Source organism: Pandoraea aquatica (assembly GCF_902459565.1).
GTDB lineage: Bacteria > Pseudomonadota > Gammaproteobacteria > Burkholderiales > Burkholderiaceae > Pandoraea > Pandoraea aquatica.
In genome coordinates, this window is record NZ_CABPSN010000001.1 from 40278 (window position 1) to 54882 (window position 14605).

12 protein-coding genes are annotated in these 14605 nt (G+C 63.8%); 5 read left to right on the top strand and 7 right to left on the bottom strand.

Annotated features, from left to right (window positions below; all coding sequences use genetic code 11):
- The first annotated feature begins 34 nt into the window (after nt 1-34).
- Both galE and PAQ31011_RS00170 read left to right on the top strand, forming a co-directional pair.
- The gene (galE, locus tag PAQ31011_RS00165; protein ID WP_150573935.1) at nt 35-1057 is read left to right on the top strand and encodes a UDP-glucose 4-epimerase GalE; all 1023 of its coding nucleotides are present in this window, start codon (nt 35-37) and stop codon (nt 1055-1057) included.
- A 274-nt stretch (nt 1058-1331) separates the two neighbouring features.
- The gene (locus tag PAQ31011_RS00170; protein ID WP_150573936.1) at nt 1332-2102 is read left to right on the top strand and encodes a ferredoxin--NADP reductase; all 771 of its coding nucleotides are present in this window, start codon (nt 1332-1334) and stop codon (nt 2100-2102) included.
- Nucleotides 2103-2212: 110 nt separating this feature from the next.
- Here the strand turns inward: PAQ31011_RS00170 and PAQ31011_RS00175 are convergent, their stop codons facing one another.
- The 7 genes from PAQ31011_RS00175 to PAQ31011_RS00205 all read right to left on the bottom strand — a co-directional run bounded on the left by PAQ31011_RS00175 (nt 2213) and on the right by PAQ31011_RS00205 (nt 10886).
- Complete coding sequence (locus PAQ31011_RS00175; RefSeq protein WP_150573937.1) at nt 2213-4465, bottom strand: TonB-dependent siderophore receptor; 2253 nt, start codon at nt 4463-4465, stop codon at nt 2213-2215.
- Nucleotides 4466-4525: 60 nt separating this feature from the next.
- Nucleotides 4526-6106: a PepSY-associated TM helix domain-containing protein gene (locus PAQ31011_RS00180; RefSeq protein WP_150573938.1), complete on the bottom strand. Its 1581-nt coding sequence runs from the start codon at nt 6104-6106 to the stop codon at nt 4526-4528.
- A gap of 10 nt (nt 6107-6116) precedes the next feature.
- Nucleotides 6117-6371, bottom strand: coding sequence for a hypothetical protein (locus PAQ31011_RS00185; RefSeq protein ID WP_150573939.1), 255 nt, complete (start codon nt 6369-6371; stop codon nt 6117-6119).
- On the bottom strand, nt 6361-6639 hold the full coding sequence (locus PAQ31011_RS00190) for a hypothetical protein (RefSeq protein WP_150573940.1): 279 nt from the start codon (nt 6637-6639) through the stop codon (nt 6361-6363). The genes PAQ31011_RS00185 and PAQ31011_RS00190 overlap by 11 nt, the downstream gene beginning before the upstream one ends.
- 372 nt (nt 6640-7011) lie before the next feature.
- A complete protein-coding gene (locus tag PAQ31011_RS00195; protein ID WP_150573941.1) occupies nt 7012-8061 on the bottom strand; it encodes a fatty acid desaturase family protein in 1050 nt (349 codons plus the stop codon).
- 232 nt (nt 8062-8293) lie between these two features.
- A complete protein-coding gene (locus PAQ31011_RS00200; RefSeq protein ID WP_150573942.1) occupies nt 8294-8581 on the bottom strand; it encodes a helix-turn-helix domain-containing protein in 288 nt (95 codons plus the stop codon).
- Nucleotides 8574-10886: an FdhF/YdeP family oxidoreductase gene (locus PAQ31011_RS00205; protein WP_150573943.1), complete on the bottom strand. Its 2313-nt coding sequence runs from the start codon at nt 10884-10886 to the stop codon at nt 8574-8576. Before PAQ31011_RS00205 ends, PAQ31011_RS00200 begins: the two co-directional genes overlap by 8 nt.
- 236 nt (nt 10887-11122) lie before the next feature.
- Between PAQ31011_RS00205 and PAQ31011_RS00210 the strand changes: the two genes are divergently transcribed.
- The 3 genes from PAQ31011_RS00210 (at nt 11123) to PAQ31011_RS00220 (ending at nt 14564) form a co-directional block, all read left to right on the top strand.
- Nucleotides 11123-12196, top strand: a complete 1074-nt coding sequence (locus tag PAQ31011_RS00210; protein WP_174989830.1) for a substrate-binding domain-containing protein — start codon at nt 11123-11125, stop codon at nt 12194-12196.
- 258 nt (nt 12197-12454) lie between these two features.
- Nucleotides 12455-12937, top strand: coding sequence for an NAD(P)H-dependent oxidoreductase subunit E (locus tag PAQ31011_RS00215; RefSeq protein WP_150573945.1), 483 nt, complete (start codon nt 12455-12457; stop codon nt 12935-12937).
- Nucleotides 12930-14564, top strand: coding sequence for an NADH-ubiquinone oxidoreductase-F iron-sulfur binding region domain-containing protein (locus tag PAQ31011_RS00220; RefSeq protein WP_150573946.1), 1635 nt, complete (start codon nt 12930-12932; stop codon nt 14562-14564). The genes PAQ31011_RS00215 and PAQ31011_RS00220 overlap by 8 nt, the downstream gene beginning before the upstream one ends.
- The last annotated feature ends 41 nt before the right edge of the window (nt 14565-14605 follow it).

Consider the following 14605-nt stretch of genomic DNA (forward strand, 5'->3'; position numbering starts at 1 on the left):
GGCCACGCCAAACAGGCGTTGCCAAGGCATCTTCATGAATCATCTGGGCACTATTCTCGTTACCGGCGGCGCCGGTTACATCGGCTCACATACGTGTGTCGAGCTTCTGGCGGCGGGCTACGACGTCGTCATTCTCGATAACCTGTGCAACAGCCACCGCGACGCCGTGGCGCGCATCGAACGCATTGCCGGGCGCGCGCCCGTGTTCGTCGAGGGCGACGCCTGCTCGGCGAGCGTCATGGAAGACGTATTCACCCGTCACCGCATCGACGGCGTGATCCACTTCGCGGCACTCAAGTCCATCGGCGAGTCGCTCCAAAAGCCTTTCCTGTACTACAAGAACAACCTCGGCAGCCTGCTCACGCTCATCGAGACGATGGACCGTCACGACGTGCGGCACCTGGTGTTCAGCTCGTCGGCGGCGGTGTACGGCAATCAGGTGTCCGTGCCGGTCGAGGAGACGGCGGCGCTGTCTACGGCCAATCCGTACGGTCATACCAAGCTGATGGCCGAACAGATGCTGACCGACACGGCCAAATCGGATCCGCGCTGGCGTATCGGCGTGTTGCGGTACTTCAACCCGGTGGGTGCCCACGAAAGCGGGTTGATCGGCGAAGATCCGGGCGGCACGCCCAACAATCTGATGCCGTTCGTCGCGCAGGTCGCCGTCGGCAAGCAGCCGGTCCTGAATGTCTATGGGGGCGATTGGCCCACGCCGGACGGCACCGGGATTCGCGATTACATCCATGTCGTGGATCTGGCGCGTGGCCATCTGGCGGCGCTGACCGGGCTGACCAAACTCGACGCCGGGTTCACCGTCAATCTGGGTACGGGGGAAGGTCGCAGCGTGCTGGAAGTCGTGCACGCCTTCGAGGCCGCCAGCGGTCAAAAGGTGCCGTTTCAGATCGTCGAGCGCCGCTCGGGCGATATCGGTGTGTCCTACGCCAATCCGGCACGTGCGCAGGCGCTGTTGGGCTGGCGCGCCGAGTACGATCTGGCGCGCATGTGCGTCGATCACTGGCGCTGGCAGCACCAAAACCCGAACGGCTATCGCTAATCGGGCAGCCCCGTCCGATATGCCGCTCAGGCATATCGATATGTCTTTAATGACGTTGGGGACAAATGAAAGCTATTCCCAATTGGGGTAAAATAGTCGGGTTTTCCCGTCCATAACCGATAGTGCGTACACCTGATGCGCCTGGAGTTCTGGCATCAGGGCCGTCAAGGATGGCCTGCGAAAGCGTCATTCAGGCAAGTCTGATCGTACGGGGTAGTCCCGTTCAGCCGTGCCGAAGCGCTGTACCGCCGCCTCCGTTAAACGTCAAGTCAATATGAGCATTCAGAATCAACAGACCGTGCTGGAAGTCCACCACTGGACCGACACGTTGTTCAGCTTCAAGACCACGCGCGACGCTTCGTTCCGTTACGTCAATGGCCAGTTCACGATGATCGGCCTGGAGGTCGATGGCAAGCCGCTGCTGCGCGCCTATAGCATGGCGAGCGCCAATTACGAGGAAGAGCTGGAGTTCCTGAGCATCAAGGTGCAGGACGGCCCGCTGACCTCGCGTCTGCAAAACATCAAGCCGGGCGACAAGGTGATCGTTGGCCGCAAGCCGACGGGCACGCTGATCGACGACAACCTCCTGCCGGGCAAGAATCTGTATCTGCTCTCGACGGGCACGGGCCTCGCGCCGTTCATGAGCATCATCCGCGACCCGGAAGTCTACGATCGCTACGAGCACATCATTCTGGTGCACGGCTGCCGCTTCACCAGCGAGCTGGCTTACCGCGATCTGATTACCCAGCATCTGCCGGAGCACGAGTATCTGGGCGAGTATGTCCGCGACAAGCTGATCTACTACCCGACCGTTACGCGTGAAGAGTTCGAAAACCAGGGCCGTATTACGGAGCTGGTCGAGTCGGGCAAGATCTTCACGGATATCGGTCTGCCGGAGTTCTCGCCGGAACACGACCGCATCATGCTGTGCGGCAGCCCGGCCATGCTCAAGGACACCCGCGAGCTGCTCGAAAAGCGTGGCTTCGTGGAAGGTCACAACCACGCACCGGGGCATTACCTCGTCGAGCGCGCCTTCGTCGGCTGATCGACGATTGCCGCAGGCGTGAGGGTGTCGCGCTAGTCGTCACACCTTCCAACGAGAAAGGCCGCTCATTGAGCGGCCTTTCTTCATTCCACGAACCTCTTAGCCGGCGATCAGAAATCCATCGTGGCGCTGGCGAGGAACGTGCGGGTCGAGCCGGGCAGCACAAACCCGTTGTAGGTCGTCGTCCAGTAGTGTTTGTCCGTCAGGTTGTTGATGGCGGCACGGAACACCACCGACTTACCCGAGATACGGGTTGCGTACTTGGCCGACACATCGATCGTCGTGAACGCCGGGATCGACAACGTGTTGGCGGCGTCGACTTCCTGCTGTCCCGTCACCTTCACGCCCGCCGCCACGGTCAAGCCCCGCACGAACGGCGTGTCGTACTCCACACGGCCCGTTACCACATAGCGCGGGGCGGCAAAGATGCGCTTGCCCGCAACCGTCGGATCGTCCACGTCCACGGCCTTCGTGTTGAGCAGCAGCACGCCGCCCATCACGCGCCAATCGTGCGCGAGACGCACCCAGCCGCTGGCGTCCAGCCCCTGGAAGCGCTGCGTGCCGTCCTGCACATAGAAGTTCGCCGCGTTGGTATAACCGTAGCCGCGCTCGACACGGAACAGCGCCAGATTCGCACCCCACGACGTCTTGTCGGCCTTCCAGCCCACTTCATACTGCTTACTCTTGAGCGGACCGTACGTCGTCGGGAAGTTGACGTTGGTAATGCTGGCGGAACCGCCCGGTTCCAGCGATTCGACATAGCTCGCGTAAGCGGTCGAGTCGTTGTCCGTTTTGTACATCAGCGCGACTGTCGGCGTGACGGGCTTGGCTTTGTACGACGTGCCGGTCTGCCCGTCGATGTCGTACAGGTCATCGTTGAACTGCGTGTAGCGCAAGCCGACCAGTGCCGAAATACGCGACGTGATGTCCACGGTGTCGCTCGCAAAAATCGCGCGTTGCGAGATCTTTTCGCTGCGATACGGCTGGTAATCCATGCCGATGTCCTGATTCGGCAGCAGCGACGGGTTGTAGATATTGCTCGTGCCGAGCGAAATACCATTGCCGCCCAGCCCGTTGTCGTTGAGCTTCACCTGCGTCTGATAAGACACGCCGAACACCACGTTGTGCTTGAGCGGGCCGGTGGCGAATTTGCCTTCGACCATGGCGTCCCATGCCTGGTAGTAGTACGCCGTCTTCCACTTGTATTGTGTGTCGGCGTAGTCGCCCGCCGCATTGAGCACGGAGAGGAAGCTGTCGCCGTTCAGACGATTCTGACGCGCAAAGCGGTACTTGAAGTTCGCCTTCCACTGATCGTTGATGCGGTAGTCGAGGGCAGTGCCTGCCGTCAGCGCGTCGGTTTCATAGTAGGTGAACGGCTGCGCGAGATTGCGGGCGACCTTGTTGGCGTCGGGCACCGCACCGGCACCGGCAAAGCTCATGCCGAACAGCGTGCCCGTCGTCTGACGCTTCCAGTAGGCGACATCGGCCGACCACGTCAGATCGGGGGTGATGCGGAAGTCGGTCGCGAACGAGATCGTCTTGCGGCGCACGTGGTTGTTCGGCTCGGCGGTATTGCCTTCCTCGTTGACGAGGTTCAGGCGATAGCCGAAGCGGTTGTCGGGGCCGAAGCGTCCGCCCAGATCGAGCTTCTGGCTCCACACGTTGCTGGCTTCATAGCCGACCGAGAACTGACGCAGCGGTTCGTCCGTCGGGCGCTTGAGCACGTAGTTGACGATGCCGCCCGGCGCACCGAAGCCGTACATGAAGCCGGACAGTCCCTTGAGCAGCTCGACCTGTTCGAACGGTTCGAGCGGGATGTCGGCCTGCCACGAGACGAAGTTCTGACCATCGATCTTGGTGCCGTCGAGCATGTCGACGCGCATACCGCGCACTGCAAAGTACGAGTTTTCGTTGCGCTTGTTTTCCGAGAGTGTGGTGACGGCCGGGTCCCACTTGAAGGCATCGGTCGCCGTCTGCGCCATCTGATTCTTGATCTGCTCGCTGTTCACGCCGACGACCGAGAACGGGGTGTTCACGGCACGCCGCGTGCCGAGTGCACCGCTCGTTACCCGCTCGACCTTGACGTCTTCATCGCGATTGCTCGACACGGTCGTCGTGGGCAATGCCGCGGTGTCCTTTGCGGTGGGCTGTGCATCCGACGCTTGCGGCGCCTGTTGTGCGTAGGCCGTACCGGACACGAAGGTCAGCGACGCGGCGCAGATCGCGAACACGCCTGCGATGGCCCGTGTGATGGGCGAGGGGGCAGGCACGTGTTGGGGGCGATTCGGGTGTTGAGGCGTCAGGTCGTGCGCGGCGCGTGGACGAGCGAATCCGCGCCCTGTGAGCGGGCGGTGTTGCAACATCGGTACATCTCCCTGTAGTTGACGCGCTGTGTGCCAGCGCGTCCGTCGTGAATCGATCTTTTATTTGTGGGGTGTTTGCGGCATGACTTGTGCCGTGGCTTGGTCCGTCGAGGCCGGGCGCGCCCAGACGCTGTTCGGGTCGCCGCGTCGTGCACGGTGCCACGTTGCGCGTGCGAACAGCGCGAAGATCGCGGCACAGGCGAGGGCGATCAGATCGACGCCCGCGAGTACCCAGTCGCCATTGGCGAGCGTGCGCACGAGATTGTCGGCCGTGAACATCGCATCGACGGCAGGAATCGCGAGGCAGGCAAGCGCGGTCGCGACGAGTAATCCGGTCGCGGCCACCGCAGGCGCGGTGAGCGCGGCGACGATCATCGACAGCACCAGCGTGACGACAAAGATCGACAGCGACGTCGCACCCGGCGCGACCACGGCGGCGACAAACGCCACGGCGATGCCGAGGCACGTGCCCAGGAATATCCCCGCCGTTGCCTTCGCCATCCATCGCAGATTGGCGGGCTGAATGGCAGTATTGCGCTTGCGACGCGATTCGAGCCAGAGCAGATTGCCGCTATAAACCAGCACAGCCCCCATCAGGCCGAGGATGAAATACACCCAGCGCATGGCGTCGCCGGCGAAATTCCCGAAGTGTGCCCCGTAGATCATGCTGAGCACGGCGTGATTCGTATCGCGCACGCCGGGGCTGTGCTGGCCGACGATCTCACCGTCATTCAAACGAACCGCCACCGCGCCGAAGACACCCAGCGAGTCGTTGGCTTCGCCGTAGACTTCGGCCACGGCGTCCGGTTTGCCGTAGCGCGACCAGGCGACGGCCGTTGTCTCGAGATCGGGGGCGGCGTGTTCGGCGCGTGCCAGCACGGCCTGAAGATCGAGCGGCTTGCCGTCGACCGGCGTGATTTTCGCGGGTACGGACCCCGTCATCTGCAAGAACTGCGGGGCGAGCTTGTTCTCGAACGTCAGTACGTTGAACGCCATCATCAGCGGCAGGCTCAGGCACAGCAACGCACCCGTCAACGCAAAGACGATATGAAACGGCAAGCTCAGCACGCCAATGGCGTTGTGCGCGTCTTGCCAGAAGCGCTTCAGATTGCGTCCCGGGCGCAGCGCGAAGATGTCGCGCGTCACGCGTGGCAGGTGCACGATCACGCCGGAGATGAGTGCCATGCCGTAGAACAGCGACACCACGCCCATCAGATACAGGCCATAGGTCGGGATCGAGAGGGAGTAATGCAGCGAGTTGACGGTGTTCGACAGGCCGGGGCGCGCATCGCCCGTGATGAGCGACGACGCGGTGCCGTCCGCATTCAAACGCAGTCGCGCCTGCATCCATTCGCCGTCGGGCTGTTGCCAGTAGGCGAACGGCATCGGCGAATGGCTGGGCAACACCACACCCATTTGCTCGCGCGCGGCAGGGTACTGCGCACGCACCATCTCGGCGAGTTGCTCCGTCTGGGCGAGCGAGAGCGGCGCGTGACGCGTTGCCGGTTGCTCCCAGCGTTCGATTTCGTGATGGAAGACGGTCAGCGCGCCGCCGAGCATGGCGACGAACAAGGCGAAACCGGCCACGATGCCGGCCCACGTGTGGACACTGAGGTATTGACGAAGGGTCTGAGCGCGCATCGAACGATCCTTACCAGACGGTGCGCGCCAGCAGCAGCGCAGCCCAAGCGACGACAGTGGTCGCGCCAATGCCGATCCATGCACGCGCCGCCGTGCGGCTCGCGTAGACGACGGCGAACAGACCCAGCCACACGAGCGGGAAGAGGGCGATGACGGGGATCGCGGCGGTTTGCCAGCCGGCCGGTGTCATGTAGGCGATGGCACCGCACAACGCGATGGCCGCGAAGAAGCCGAGCACAAGGCCCGCGAAGGTTCTACTCCACATGGGCATCTCCGCGCAGCCAGTGCCAGCCACCCGCCGCATACGGCCAGAAAAGCAGGCCAAAGCACAGTGACATGAACGCGGACGCAATACCGGCCGACGGCCCGGCGGCCAGCCACCAGCAAACGAGGCTCGCGATCGCCGCGACCAGCGCTATCGCGCGCGCGGGCTGCGCCGCCAGACGTTGCGCGCGCAATCGCTGGTGTTCCGAAGTGAGGTAGCAGGCAGCGCCTGCCAACCATGCCAGTGCAATGGCCAATGCAATCAACATGCTCGCGAGTAACTGATAAATAAGCGCAAGAAGCAGGAATACAGGGATGCGAACGTCGACGTGAGCGTCCGGTGTCTGTTGTCACGCTGCGCCGACGGAAACGAAAACGCCGCCCTGAGGCGACGTGGCTGGCAGCGCAAATCCACAGACGGTGTCGGTGCTCGTTACATCATGACGCTCCGCCATTCAGTGGAATGATGATGTAAACGTTAACGAAAACGATTCGCATTTATATCATGATTCGGACAAATCCTGAAAGAATCGGTCCGAAATCCACAATGCGCGGTGTGTCTTGCGTGGCGCGCAGACAACGACGCGCGCGGCGTCGTTGACTCTCAGGCGCGCTGAGACTAGTGCGAAGGTGTAGTGGCGTTACGGCGTCGTGCCGGGGGCAGCGAGGCTGCTGGCTGGCAACGGTCCGCGGAACTGGCGGAGGATGGCCCGCCAGTAAGGAATGACGGGGCCGGATGACGGTTGCGCCGCGTCGATTTCCGGCAGCAGGTGCCAGGGCGCAGTGGGGTACTGGTGGTGAACGCGGTGCAGATGGTGATTGAGCACGAGCAGACGTCCCCACGCGGGTGAGCGGAAATTGCGCGAGCGGGCGGGTTCATCCATCGCCACGCCGTAGTGCGGCAGGTTGTCGGCGATGGACAGCCAGATGCCGCGCGCGACGAATGTCACCGCAAACACGGGCCACCACGGACCATACGCCCACACCGCTGCGCCGAGTGCGAGGAGCATCAGGACGAAGTCGCGCTGAATACGGCGGCGTCGCACCGGGTCGGAGGCGAACATCACCACCCGACGACGCACATCGTCGTCCTGCGGATCGGCACCCAGTGCGCTCACGGCGAGCGTGGGCAGGCGCTTGACCGGTAACCAGGCGATCACCGGTGCGAACAGTTCCGTGAACCACATGCCGCCCAGCAGGCGCGACTGATAGCCGAGCCAGCGCCGGGCGCGCGCGGCGAACGGGGCATCGGCGGGCAGGTTCGAGATGTCGGGACGGTCGTAGGGCTGACGCGTGAACCGGTGATGCATCAGATGCCCGAATCGCATGATCTCGAAGGGCAGACCGAGCAACAGGGAGAGCGAGCGGCCGGTGCGTTCGTTGGCACGGGGCTTGAGGCGCAACTGGCCGTGAATGGACTCGTGAATCAGTCCCCAGTGCATGGGGGTGAGCAGCAGCACGGGTAGCAACGTCAGCGACGCCATCTCACCCCAGTGGCGCAGCGCCCATCCCAGCCCCAGCCATTGCCAAAGTCCGGCGAGCGTCGTCAGGCCGATCAGCACGGGGTTCCAGCGCGATGGTCTGGCGTGACGCCACAGCGCGGGCGAGGGCGTTGCAACGCTCTCGACGGTGGCGCTGACGCAAGGCGTGGCGGCGTCGATCTCGACCGGGCGCGCAACGACGTTCTCCATGAAGTCTCCGAGGCATGGCGGACATGATGTGGCCTGACGTCGTCGATGGCGAATGGATCGAATAGATCACATGGATCGCATCGTGCAACGTAAGCGCCCGGGGCGGTGATCCGCCCCGTAGCGACGAGAGTGTATGTCGGGTGCCGGGATGGAAATGTGTCAGTCGTATTGCAGCGCCTTACTTTCGTCGCATTTCCGTCATACGCGGCCGATTTTTCAGCGCACGGGCCGGTTATTGAGGACTGCCAAGGCTATCGAGCTGCTCCGCACCGGCGTCGGTCAGCCGGGCGAGTTGCAGGCCGCGCTCGCCGTCTTCGAGCGCGATCCACCCGGCCTCTGTAAGCACGCTGAGGTAGCGCAGCAACGTGCTCATGGGCAATGCGCTGCGCTTGGCCAGACGTGCGAGCGACATCGATGCACGACCTTCACGACGCCCGTCGGCGAGCGTTTGCAGCAGGCGGGCGAGTTCTTGCTCCGCCTGTGCGAGTTCGCCGTCGGCGGGGGTGGAGGCGTCAGCCAAGGCGGCGCTCCAGCAACACCGGAACCGACTTGGATGTCGGGGTGCCTGCGCCGTCGGCGGTGGCGTCGAGCGGCACGAGGCCGTTCGTCTCCGGGTAGTACGCAGCGATACTGCCGCGCGGGATATCGTAGGCCACCAGCAGGAAGTCGTCGGCGCGACGGGCGATGCCGTCATTCCACACACCGACAAGGTCGATTCGCTCGCCTGCGCGCAGGCCGCGTGCGTCCAGATCCTCGATGTTCGCGAAGACGACGCGACGCTGACCGAACACCCCGCGATACCGGTCGTTCAGGCCGTAGATCGTGGTGTTGTATTGATCGTGCGAGCGGATCGTGGCGAGTTGCAGCACGTCTGCGCCGCGATCCCCCGCCTGTTTGCGGGCGACGTCGATCTGCAGTTCGGCCGGCAGCGGGTGCGTGGTGAAGTTCGCCCGTGCGTTGGCGGTCAGCCATTGGCGTTCCGACGGCGGCACCGGCAAACGGAATCCGCCCGGGTGGCGCACGCGGCGGTTGAATTCGGCGAAGTCGTCGAAAGTGGCGGCGATGGCATCGCGAATACGGTCGTAGTCTTCGGTGTACCAGTGCCAGTCGTCATGGCCGCCGACGGCATGGCCCATCGTTGCCTGCGCCATGCCCGCGACAATCGCGGGCTCCGAGCGCAGATGCTCCGACGCCGGCGCGTTGATGCCGTACGAGAGGTGCACCATGCTCATCGAATCTTCGACGGTCACGCCTTGCACCGCGCCGTTCTGCATGTCGATTTCGGTGCGGCCGAGGCATGGCAGAATCAGCGCGTCGCGGCCATGCACCAGATGGCTGCGGTTGAGTTTCGTCGCCACGTGCACGGTCAGGTCGCACTGACGCAGACCTTCCCACGTGCGTGGCGTATCGGGGGTGGCCATCGCGAAATTGCCCCCCATCCCGATGAAGACCCGGATCTTTCCGGCGAGCATCGCCGAGATCGTGTCGACGACGCCCAGACCTTCGCGGCGCGGGGGCGTGAAGTCGAAGACCTCGCCGATCCGATCGAGGAACGCGGCGGTCGGCTTCTCGTTGATGCCGACAGTGCGGTCGCCCTGCACGTTGCTGTGACCGCGAACGGGACAAAGTCCGGCACCCGGACGGCCGATGTTGCCGCGCAGGAGCATGAGGTTGACGATCATCTGGATCGTTGCCACTGCCTGCTTGTGCTGCGTGATGCCCATGCCCCAGGTCGCGATGACCCGCTCGCCGCGCAGGTAGACGTCGGCAATCTGGCACATCTGGGCCTGCGACACGCCGGACGCGCGCTCAAGATCGTCCCAGCGCTCGGCGCGCACGTCGGCGGCGAAGTCGTCGAAGCCATGGGTATGTTCGGCGATGAAGGCGTCGTCGAGCAAAGCAGGAGCACCGTTGGCGCGTGCGTCGGCGTCGCGCTCCAGCACATGTTTGATGACGCCCTTCACGAAAGCGAAGTCGCCGCCGCTCGCCGGGGTGACGTAATGGCCACTGATGGCCGTGCCGCCCATGCTCAGCATTTCGCCCGGACTCTGCGGGTCGGCGAAGCGCTCCAACCCGCGCTCATGCAGCAGATTGATCGAGACGATGGTCGCGCCGCGTTTGGCCGCTTCACGCAATTCGCCGAGCATGCGCGGGTGATTGGTGCCCGGGTTCTGTCCGAACAACAGCAACGTATCGGCCTGTTCGAAGTCTTCGAGCGTGACCGTGCCTTTGCCGAGGCCGACGACCGGTGGCAACCCCACGCTGGTCGGCTCGTGACACATATTCGAGCAGTCGGGGAAGTTGTTCGTGCCGTACTGACGCACAAACAGCTGATACAGGAAGGCCGCTTCGTTGCTCGTGCGCCCCGACGTGTAGAACGCCGCCTGATCGGGGTCGGGCAACGCACGCAGATGCTCGCCGATCATGGCGAACGCGGCGTCCCAGTCGATGGGCAGATAGCGGTCGGTGGCGGCGTCGTAGCGCATGGGGTGCGTGAGGCGGCCGTAACCTTCGAGCGTGTAGTCGTCGAGTTCGAGCAATTCGGTGACAGTGCGCGCAGCGAAGAACTCGGGCGTCACCCGGCGCTTGGTCGCCTCGGCGGCGACGGCCTTCGCGCCGTTCTCACAGAATTCGAAGGTCGACGCATGTTCGCGGTCCGGCCAGGCGCAACCTGGACAATCGAAACCGCTGGGCTGGTTCGCGCTGAGCAGCGTTCGCGCACCTTTGAGCGGGATGCCCTGCGTGACGAGTTGGATGGCGACGTTCTTGAGCGCGCCCCAACCGCCGGCAGGGCGGTCGTACGGGGCAATTTTCGGGGCAGACATGACGCGTTTTCGAGCAAGAGTGACCGGCGCATTGCACCCACTTCGGGGGGGGGGCAATGTCCAGAGGAAACGGTTGACGTCAAATAGGCAAATTGATGCATAATTGCGAAACATTGCGCCCGTTACTTCGCGCGAATGTCGAGCGGGAAATGCCCGTTAAATCGACGTTTGTAGGCATGTTATCAGGATTTTGCATAAATTGATTTATGCAATTAATAGCATATAAGGTGAGTCCCATGAAGCGTATCTCCATCGCCCCGCAACTCCGTTTTCGCCATGACGGCAACGACCTGCCGCTCGACAAAGTGCTGTCGTTGCTCACCGAAGTGCAGGCGCACGGCAACTTGCAGGCCGCCAGTCAGGTGCTGGGGCAGTCGTACCGTGGCGCGTGGGGGCACGTGAAAGAAGTGGAGTCGCTGATGGGGGCACCGTTGCTAACGATGGCGCGCGGGCGCGGCGCTGTCCTTACGCCGCTCGCGCAGCGATTGCTCTGGGGGCAGAAGCGTTTGCAGGCGCGGCTCGGGCCGTTGCTGGAGACGATGGCGTCCGAACTGCAAACCGAACTGGACGATTTGCTGCTTCAGGAAACCGACCAGTTGCGGCTGTTCGCGAGTCATGGTCTGGCGGTGGCGGCGCTGGTCGATTTCGCAGGACGCGCCGGTTTGCCCATCGACGTCAGCTATCGCGGCAGCATTGAGGCGATTGCCGCGCTCGCCAAGCACGAATGCGAAGTCGCGAGCTTTCACGTGCCGATCGGCGCGCTCGCGGAGCCGGTGCTCGATCAGTACATGCCACTGCTCAAAGGCAAGTCGTATCGCGTGGCGGACGTGGCGTCGCGGCGTCTTGGTTTGCTCGTGGCGCGCGGTAACCCGCTCGGCATTCGAACGTTGGCCGATTTGCCGCGCACGGGCGCGCGCTTCGCGAACCGCGAGCGTGGGTCCGGCACGCGCATCATTTACGATCTGCTGCTGGCGCAGGACGGCATCGATCCCACGACGGTAGCCGGTGCCGAGAGCATCGAATTCACGCACGCGGCCGTTGCTGCCTATATCGCCAGCGGACGTGCCGACGCGGGCCTTGCCATCGAAGCCGCTGCGAGTCAGTTCGGCCTCGATTTCATCCCGATCCTCACGGAGCGCTACTGCCTGATGTTCCCGGAGAGCGGCAGCGAGTCTCCGCATCTTCAGGCTTTGCTTGAGATTCTCCAGAGTGGGGAATATCGACAGGCCGTTCACGCGATTCCGGGCTACAGCGAAGGGGCGACAGGGCGAGTGACGTCTCTGTCCGAAGCATTTCCGTCATTGGGATGATGTTTCATATGTATTTGTATGCATATGAGGCGCGGAACGTTTTTCAATGACCGACGCCCGGCCCGCATGGGCTGGACGTCTGCATCATGTTGCAACGCAGCGCAAACGTTTGCGTGAGGGTATCGGTATTTGCACGAGGCTTGTTGGGACGGGGCGTTTGGTCTACTGTCATAAGGACTGAGCCCCCAAAAGACCTTGGATCATCATATGCAATCAAGAACATATGAGATGCGGTCTTGCCCCAGGAGACAATTCGAGATGGTGCCCACACCTCATGCGACGCTCGCGCCGCTGCTGGCTCGCCACGCCGGCCGCGCACACGAGTTGTTGCCGCTGCTGCATGCCTTGCAGGATGCTGACGGTTACGTCGATCCCGCGCACGTGCCGGCCATTGCTGCCGCGCTGAACCTTTCGCGCGCCGAAGTCCACGGCGTCATCACCTTCTATCACCACTTTCGCAGCGCGCCGCCACCGCCGACCGTCGTACAGGTCTGCCGTGCGGAAGCTTGTCGCAGTCGAGACGGCGAAGCGCTCGTCGCCCATGCTGAGGCGTGTACCGGCGCGCACATCGATGGCGACGCATGCAATGGCGTGGGCGTCGAATCGGTCTACTGCCTTGGCCAATGTGCGTTGTCACCTGCCGTGACGATCAACGGCGAATTGCATGCGCGCGTCAGTCCGGCGCGCTTCGACGCGCTGCTTGCGGCGGCCGTTGCCAGCACGGAGGGTCGTCATGACTGAGGCATCGAAGGCTTACCGTATCTACATTCCGCGTGACTCTGCCGCGCTTGCACTGGGCGCAGACCGCGTGGCGGCGGCCGTAGCCGCCGAGGCGACCCGGCGTGGTGTTGCCATCGATATCGTTCGCAATGGCTCGCGGGGGCTGTTCTGGCTGGAGCCGCTCGTCGAAGTGGCGACGCCTGCGGGCCGCGTGGGATACAGCAACGTGCAGCCGTCGCAGGTCGTAGCACTGTTCGAAAGCGGTTGGCCCGCGTGCGCCACGAAGGACGCAGCGTGTGACGTCTCGCCGGAAGATCCCGACGGAAGCTGGGATGCTGCCATGCCCGCCTGCGTGGGGCGCGTCGAGGCGATTCCGTATCTGGCGCGGCAGCAACGATTGACGTTTGCCCGCGTGGGCGTGACCGATCCGCTGGACCCGGCTGACTATGTGGCGCACGGTGGCCTCGCGGGGCTTCGCGCCTGTCTTGCACTCGACGCGGAGGCCGCCTGTCAGACGGTGCTCGACTCGGGGCTGCGCGGACGCGGCGGTGCGGCGTTCCCGGCCGGTATCAAGTGGCGCACGGTGAGTCGCGCGCAAGCCACGCAAAAGTATGTCGTCTGCAATGCGGACGAAGGTGACTCCGGCACGTTTGCCGATCGCCTCATCATGGAAAGCGATCCGTTCGTGCTGATCGAAGGGATGGCGATCGCAGCGCTGAGCGTCGGCGCGAGCGAGGGCATCGTCTACGTGCGCAGCGAATATCCTCACGCCATTGCGGCACTCGAAGCGGCGATTGCCGTCGCGCGCCGTGAGGGCTGGCTTGGGCCGGACGTACTCGGCTCCGGACGCGCCTGCGAATTGCGCGTGGCGAAGGCCGCTGGCGCATACATCTGCGGCGAGGAAACGGCGCTGCTCGAAAGCCTTGAGGGCAAACGCGGCGTGGTGCGTGCCAAGCCGCCGATCCCCGCGCTGTCCGGTCTTTTCGGGCAGCCCACGCTCATCAACAACGTGATCACGCTGGCAAGCGTGCCGTACATCTTCGCCCATGGCGCACAGGCCTATCGCGAGTACGGCATGGGCCGGTCGCAGGGCACGCTGCCCGTGCAACTGGCGGGCAACATCCGCCGCGGCGGGCTGGTGGAGCTGGCATTCGGCGTGACGTTGCGCACGTTGCTCGACGACTTCGGTGGCGGCACAGCGAGCGGACGTCCCGCGAAGGCCATCCAGGTCGGCGGGCCGCTCGGCGCATATCTGCCGGCAGCGCAATGGGATGTGCCGATGGACTACGAGGCCTATGCGGCGCTGGGCGCGGTGGTAGGGCATGGCGGTGTTGTGGTCCACGACGACACGGCCGATATGGCCGGGCTGGCGAGCTACGCGATGGAATTCTGCGCGCTCGAATCGTGCGGCAAGTGCACGCCGTGCCGTATCGGGTCGACGCGGGGTGTCGAGGTGATCGAACGGATCCGGCGCGGGGATACGTCCACGCGCCAGGTGCAGTTGCTGCACGACCTGTGCGACACGATGGTCTCTGGCTCGCTCTGCGCGATGGGCGGCATGACGCCTTTCCCCGTGCGCTCCGCGCTCGAACATTTCCCGGCGGACTTCGGTCTGCCCGACGGCGCCGGCTGCGCCGAAGCCGCTTGATGTAACCACGTCCAGGACGTCAACGGCAAAAGCCTGCACGT